At 45.2% G+C, this 4,914-nt stretch carries 4 protein-coding genes and 1 pseudogene; all 5 read left to right on the top strand.

Annotated elements, in window-relative coordinates; translation table 11 throughout:
• Positions 1 to 172: 172 nt before the first annotated feature.
• Positions 173 to 1,456: a site-specific integrase gene (locus BACFIN_RS04440; protein ID WP_007756660.1), complete on the top strand. Its 1,284-nt coding sequence runs from the start codon at positions 173 to 175 to the stop codon at positions 1,454 to 1,456.
• 63 nt (positions 1,457 to 1,519) lie between these two features.
• A complete protein-coding gene (locus BACFIN_RS04435) occupies positions 1,520 to 2,806 on the top strand; it encodes a PDDEXK nuclease domain-containing protein (RefSeq protein ID WP_007756662.1) in 1,287 nt (428 codons plus the stop codon).
• 12 nt (positions 2,807 to 2,818) lie between these two features.
• On the top strand, positions 2,819 to 3,883 hold the full coding sequence (locus BACFIN_RS04430) for a hypothetical protein (RefSeq protein WP_007756663.1): 1,065 nt from the start codon (positions 2,819 to 2,821) through the stop codon (positions 3,881 to 3,883).
• A gap of 221 nt (positions 3,884 to 4,104) precedes the next feature.
• On the top strand, positions 4,105 to 4,413 hold the full coding sequence (locus BACFIN_RS04425) for a DUF3853 family protein (RefSeq protein WP_007756664.1): 309 nt from the start codon (positions 4,105 to 4,107) through the stop codon (positions 4,411 to 4,413).
• An 11-nt stretch (positions 4,414 to 4,424) separates the two neighbouring features.
• Positions 4,425 to 4,914: pseudogene (locus BACFIN_RS04420) on the top strand (AAA family ATPase); the annotation flags it as partial.

Genomic DNA, 4,914 nt, shown 5'->3' on the forward strand with positions numbered 1-4,914 from the left:
GCGGAGAGACAGGCTCTCGAACTTATACTTTCACAGAATCTCATAAAACCGCAAACAACTGATAATCAAGTGCAAATTACAACATAGAGTAAAACTAAATGTTTCTAAATGTCTTTTGCTATCTCAATAATTGGGTGTATATTTGGGTGTAGAATTTCAAACGCACCCAATTATGAATATCAAGCGCAACATCATTTTTGCATTGGAGAGCCGGAAAAAGAACGGTGTGCCAATCGTAGAGAACGTACCCATCCGTATGCGTGTCATCTTTGCCAGCCAACGCATCGAGTTTACAACGGGCTACCGGATTGACGTAGCCAAATGGGATGCAGACAAGCAGCGGGTAAAGAACGGATGTACCAACAAGCTAAAGCAGAGTGCAGCCGAAATCAATACGGACTTGCTGAAATACTATGCCGAAATCCAGAATATTTTCAAGGAATTTGAGGTGCAGGAGGTCATGCCAACGACCCAACAGTTGAAGGAAGCTTTCAACATGAGAATGAAAGACACCAGCGAAGAACAGCCGGAAGAAGCCCCTGTCAGCTTTTGGGAGGTATTCGATGAGTTTGTAAAAGAGTGCGGTAACCAGAATAACTGGACGGCATCCACCTATGAAAAATTTGCAGCAGTGAGGAACCACCTCAAAGAGTTCAAGGAGGATGCAACGTTCAACTATTTCGACGAGTTTGGATTGAACGAATACGTCAACTTCCTGCGTGATACCAAGGATATGAGAAACAGCACCATCGGCAAGCAAATGGGATTCCTCAAATGGTTCCTGCGCTGGAGCTTCAAGAAAGGACATCATCAGAACATTGCATACGATACATTCAAACCGAAACTGAAAACCACCTCGAAAAAAGTAATCTTCCTGACTTGGGATGAACTGAACAAGCTGAAAGACTACCAGATACCCAAGGATAAGCAATACCTGGAACGTGTGCGTGATGTTTTCCTGTTCTGCTGCTTTACGAGTTTGCGGTATTCGGATGTTCGCAATCTGAAAAGAAGCGATGTGAAGTCCGACCACATCGAAATAACCACAGTCAAGACTGCCGACAGCCTGACGATTGAACTGAACAAATACAGCAAAGCCATACTGGACAAATACAAGGACATCCATTTCGAGAATTACATGGCTCTGCCCGTCATCAGCAACCAGAAGATGAACGATTACCTGAAAGAGCTGGGCGAACTGGCAGAAATCAACGAGCCTGTACGGGAAACCTACTACAAGGGAAATGAACGTATTGATGAAGTCACACCCAAATACGCTTTGCTCAGTACCCATGCAGGAAGAAGGACATTCATCTGCAATGCGCTGGCTCTCGGAATCCCGGCACAGGTGGTCATGAAATGGACGGGACACAGCGACTACAAAGCTATGAAACCCTACATTGACATAGCGGATGATATTAAGGCAAATGCCATGAACAAGTTTAATCAACTATAAAAGTATCAAACAGTTTCATAGATAGTTATCAATGACTATATTTGTAGAAATTATCATCACAATATGAGCAACAAGGAATCCAACATAGAGAAAACGAATTTTGATGCATTCATACAAGCGGTCGGTTCGGAAATAGAACAGGCACAAGTAAGGCTGATTGTTGCAGCCAATGCACAAATGCTGTTCCATTACTGGAAGATAGGCAATTACATCCTTTATCACCAGCAGCTGCACGGATGGGGAAGCAAAATCATCAAGCAGTTGGCAAAGGCTATCCGACTGCATTACCCTGAAAAGAAAGGCTATTCGGAACGTAACCTTACCTATATGTGCCAGTTTGCAAAAGCATATCCTTTAAGAGCGTTGCAAAGTTTCATAGAAACAGATGCAAGCCTGTCTGTCCCAACCATACAGAGTGTGACCAATGAAGTATTAAAACTGAATGACAAGCAATTTACGCAGGAACTTACTGCGCAAATACAATCGATTGATTGTCAATCATTAGCAATTACGCAGGAAGTTCCTGCGCAATTTGAAGATGTGGGAAAAACCGTGTCTGCCATTTACAGGATGGGAATCAGGGAAATAGAAGAAGTTTTCTTGACCTCTCCTATAGCCAAAATAAACTGGACAAGCCAAATGACTATACTTGACAGTTCGCTACCTTTAGGTCTAAGCTACTGGTACATGAAGCAGTCTGTGGAAATGGGATGGAGCAGCAATGTATTGAAAATGCAAATTGACAGTGATTTGTATAGCCGACAAATCAGCAACAACAAGGTAAACAATTTCACGACCACACTTCCGGCTCCACAAAGCGACCTTGCCAATTACCTACTCAAAGACCCGTACATCTTTGATTTGGCAGGAGCCAAAGAAAAAGCAGACGAAAGGGATATTGAAGAACAGCTGGTGAAACACGTTACCCGCTACCTGTTGGAAATGGGCAACGGTTTTGCCTTCGTTGCCCGGCAGAAGCACTTCCAAGTCGGAAACAGCGATTTCTTTGCCGACCTGATTCTATATTCCATTCCGTTGCACGCATATATTGTCATAGAATTGAAAGCCACTCCTTTCAAGCCGGAATATGCCGGACAACTCAACTTTTACATCAACGTGGTGGATGATAAGTTGAGAGGGGAACACGACAACAAGACCATCGGTCTTTTGTTGTGCAGAGGAAAGGACGAAGTGGTTGCCCAGTATGCCCTTTCCGGCTATGACCAGCCCATCGGCATCAGCGATTACCAATTGAGCAAGGCGATTCCCGAGAAATTGAAATCAGCGTTGCCCAGCGTAGAAGAAGTGGAAGAAGAACTGGCTTCTTTCCTTGACAAGGATCCCCAATAATAAGAGTATGCCATGCAGAAAACGATAACAACCCTCATTCCTCAATACGGGGAGCTGAACAGAATCTGCAAAGATTGGATTGTAAGCCATACTTTCTCTTTTGAAAAGCAGAAATTCATCGTTGATTTCTACTCGAAATGGAGCGATATAAAGGCTTTTGAGCAAGCTATCCTTGAACTGGTGCTGCATACACCGCCAGAACCATGTACCCTGCTGCTGAAAAGTCTGAAAAAGGAAGTCAAAGAATACATACGGCTTTATGAATCTTACCGCCTTCTCCATGACGAAGTGATCATACGTGTATGCTACCAATACGCAGACCGCTACAAGGAAACCATCAAGGAAGAGATGGAAGTGGTAAACAGGCTGCGCAAACCGATGAACGAAGCCAACAACCGCTATGATTCCATTGGCTACCGAGAGCATACACCCGAAGAAGAAAAGCTGGCGGAAAGAGAATATGAGCGTTGCAAGGCTGAATATGAAAGGGAGAAAGCCCAACTGGAGCATCTTTATGAGCAGCAAACCCTTCTCTGGAAAGAAGCCCGGCAATACATGAAAAACCGTTGCGACGACATCTACCTGCTTAGCGTACACTTCATGGGCATCCTGACCAAATATGTACCGGACGAAGAAAGCCAACCGAACGAAGCAGACAGGCAGAGCCGTACAGACAGCCAGCCGGAAGCTGAAACTACAACCGCATCGACTACAGCTACGACTGCCGGATTGCCTGAATATTTCAGCATGAAGCTGATTTCCCTAATTCATGAAGTTTGTGCAGGGGAACAGTTTGAAGACATTACCGCACCGGATTTCTATGCCTGCATGAATCTGCATCCCTGCCAGTACGTACTGAAAATAAAGCCAAGGGAAAAGATACGGGTATGCTATCTGATTTCCCTGATGAGGGAGCAGTTGCCGGGGCAGGATAAGGACAAATGGAAGGAAGCCATCCTGAAACACCTGGATATTGATGAAGACTATTACAAGTCCAAGTACAGGGAACCCGTTTCCGATTTACCCAGTATTCCCAACCAAAAGTTCGCCAAGGAAATGGACGGAATATTCCGATAACCCGTGATATTCCAATATATTTTACGACATGACCACTTATACCACTCTAAATAATTTTTGAGTGGTATTTTTATTTCTTGATATTCAGCGATATAACAGAACAATCCATATCTATCATCCACATACTTACCACTCAAAACCCTACCTAATTTTGCATCGTTCGAGAACAGAAGAAACAGCCTGTGCGCAGGGCTATTGTCAAACAAGTAATCATACGGACGATGAACAACCTCAAAGAACTGTTAGTGAAACCCGTCTGGCAGATGACAGGCGAAGAGTTCCTTTTTCTAAGCAGACACGCTTCGGTACAGGCAGAGGCGCAACCGCAGCCGACCACCGACACGGAAAGAAAGTACGTGTACGGCATACTCGGCATAGCCAAGCTTTTCGGGTGCAGCCTGCCCACAGCCAACCGCATCAAGAAAAGCGGAAAGATAGACAAAGCCATTACCCAGATTGGACGCAAGATTATCGTGGATGCGGAACTGGCGCTGGAACTGGCTGGCAAGAAAACCGGAGAACGCAGATAAAGGAGGTGATTATGGACTATATAAAAGAAATATCACCCGAACAAGCCGTTATCCTCTGGCAGGAATCCCGGCTAAGTCTGTCAAGATGCTACGAAAAAGCCCCCGAAATTCTGAAAGTACACGGCTCTGTCATCGGGACGCTGGGCAATTTCAGCGCATCCATCGGCAAAGCCAAGAGCAAGAAAACCTTCAATGTATCGGCTATCGTAGCCGCTGCATTGAAGAACGGTACCGTGTTACGATATGCGGCTGAACTGCCCGAGGAAAAGCGGAAAGTGCTTTATATAGATACGGAGCAAAGCCCCTACCACTGCCTGAAAGTGATGAAGCGGATCCTGCGGATGGCAGGATTGCCCGATGACAGGGACAGCGGTTATCTGGAGTTTCTCGCTTTGAGAAAATACACCCCGGAACAGCGCATCAGCATTGTAGAACAGGCTATCTACCACTCACCGGATATTGGGCTGGTCATCATAGACGGCATCCGGGATATGGTGTACG

Origin of the sequence: Bacteroides finegoldii DSM 17565, assembly GCF_000156195.1 — a bacterium.
Lineage (GTDB): Bacteria > Bacteroidota > Bacteroidia > Bacteroidales > Bacteroidaceae > Bacteroides > Bacteroides finegoldii.